Below are 2064 nucleotides of genomic sequence, written 5' to 3'. Positions count from 1 at the left end.
TTGCTATTTTAAGTCTGAGACGTGCAAAATGCGCCCACTAAAAATATGACTGATGCGTTTAAAGTGCATCGGTTTTTTTTTGCATTTTTACTTATTACTACACCAAGAGGTCAGATTCATTTGAGTCTGAATAGATAACATAATTTGATTAGCAGCCAGCCCCTTAGAGAAAGGGTTGTCATGATAGAGGAATGCTAATATGGTACAATTATTCTCTTTCGCAGTCGGGCCTAGCGGCACTGCGGGCAATGATGACTACGGAGCACGGCGTCTCCTAAACACATACACATCCTTAAAAACTTCATTCTATTCTGTTTATAGGCAGATGCGAAGTCTTCCCAGTAACTGTCGGTTGAGTTTATCTAATACTCAAACCGAAGTTATGGGAGGGTTCGCTAATGTCAGATAACGTCATCTCCTCTATCGGCACTAACCAAACTGGTGCTAACAATCGAGTTCAATTACGTAAAACCTTGACGCTAATGCAAGTAGTCATGATGGGGCTTGCTTTTTTACAGCCTATGACTATTTTCGATACATTTGGTATCGTTTCTGGCATTACGAATGGTCACGTAGCAACCTCGTATGCGATTGCGTTAATTGCAATTTTATTTACAGCGGTGAGCTATGGAAAATTAGTTAAGCGTTTTCCTTCAGCAGGCTCTGCGTATACTTATGCTCAAAAATCCATGAGTCCTTATGTTGGCTTTATGGTGGGATGGTCATCTTTACTCGACTATTTATTTATGCCAATGATCAATATCTTATTGGCGAAAATCTATTTACAAGCAATATTCCCGGGCGTTGAACCGTGGATCTTTGTATTTGCTTTAGTGGCTTTAATGACGTTCTTTAACCTACGTGGTATTAACGTTGTTGCTAACTTAAATACAGCAATTGTTATTGTGCAAGTTGCAGTAATGGTTGTGTTTGTTGGATTACTTATTCACGGTGTTTATAACGGTGAAGGTGTAGGGGAGTTATGGACCTTTAGACCGTTTGCATCCGTTGATGCTGAATTGATACCTATGATCACAGGAGCGACAATACTCTGTTTCTCATTCTTAGGATTTGATGGTATCAGCACATTGTCTGAAGAGACGCCAAATGCAGGTAAAGTGATCCCTAAAGCGATTTTCTTAACCGCGTTGATTGGTGGGATCATCTTTATTGCCGTTTCTTACTTTTTACAATTGTATTTCCCAGATATTTCACGATTCAAAAATCCAGAAGAGTCACAACCTGAAATAATGCTGTATGTTGCGGGTGCTTTATTCCAGTCTATTATTTTAGTGTTCTCATGTGTGACGGTATTAGCATCTGGTATGGCGGCTCACGCAGGTGTTGCTCGCTTACTTTATGTTATGGGTCGCGATGGCGTATTCCCAGAGAAGACATTTGGTTACGTACATCCTAAATGGCGTACACCTGCATTTAACGTGCTATTAGTGGGTTTCTTAGCCTTAGGTGCGGTGTTCTTTGATTTAGTGACGGCAACAGCATTAATTAACTTTGGTGCATTAGTTGCGTTTACTTTCGTGAATCTGTCTGTTATTTCACAATTCTATATTCGTGAGCGTCGTAATAAAGGATTAATGGATCACATTAATTACCTGATATTACCTATCATTGGTGCTGCGACAATGGGGGTATTGTGGATAAACCTTGAACCAGGGTCTATGGAGTTAGGTCTTGTTTGGGGCGCCATTGGTTTACTCTATATGGTGTGGATCACACGTCGATTCCGTCGACCGATGCCACAAATGCCAGAAAAGTAATGCTATAAAAAATTGTCAATAAAAAATAAGTATAGAAATGGCTTCAGTAATGAAGCATTTTTTTTGCCTATGTGAAATTATCAGTATTAAATTAGTAGTATTAAATCGCAATTGAATAATAAAAGATAAATATAGTAGTTTACACATCGAATAAATATTTCAAAAACAAATAAATTATTTTAATTTTGGTTATTTAAAGTAAATAAATAACCTTAATTTTAAATGTAATTTATTTATAATTTATTAAAGTAAATATTAATAAGTTTATTAAGTGATTTTTTATTAT

Annotated in this window: 2 protein-coding genes; both read left to right on the top strand. The window is 37.1% G+C overall.

The features are described from left to right. Window positions 1-199: 199 nt before the first annotated feature. Window positions 200-409, top strand: a complete 210-nt coding sequence (locus BHE89_RS26060) for a hypothetical protein (protein WP_074454084.1) — start codon at window positions 200-202, stop codon at window positions 407-409. Next, window positions 399-1778, top strand: coding sequence for an APC family permease (locus BHE89_RS15570; protein WP_069368298.1), 1380 nt, complete (start codon window positions 399-401; stop codon window positions 1776-1778). The genes BHE89_RS26060 and BHE89_RS15570 overlap by 11 nt, the downstream gene beginning before the upstream one ends. Window positions 1779-2064 lie beyond the last annotated feature (286 nt).

It is taken from the genome of Shigella sp. FC1967, assembly GCF_001743005.1.
Taxonomy (GTDB): domain Bacteria; phylum Pseudomonadota; class Gammaproteobacteria; order Enterobacterales; family Enterobacteriaceae; genus Proteus.
This window is presented reverse-complemented; position numbering and strand designations above follow the sequence as displayed.

Bases quoted from the DNA above. Each gene is read 5' to 3' on its own strand.
- BHE89_RS26060 (WP_074454084.1), top strand. From the start codon at position 200: ATGGTACAATTATTCTCTTTCGCAGTCGGGCCTAGCGGCACTGCGGGC.
- BHE89_RS15570 (WP_069368298.1), top strand. From the start codon at position 399: ATGTCAGATAACGTCATCTCCTCTATCGGCACTAACCAAACTGGTGCT.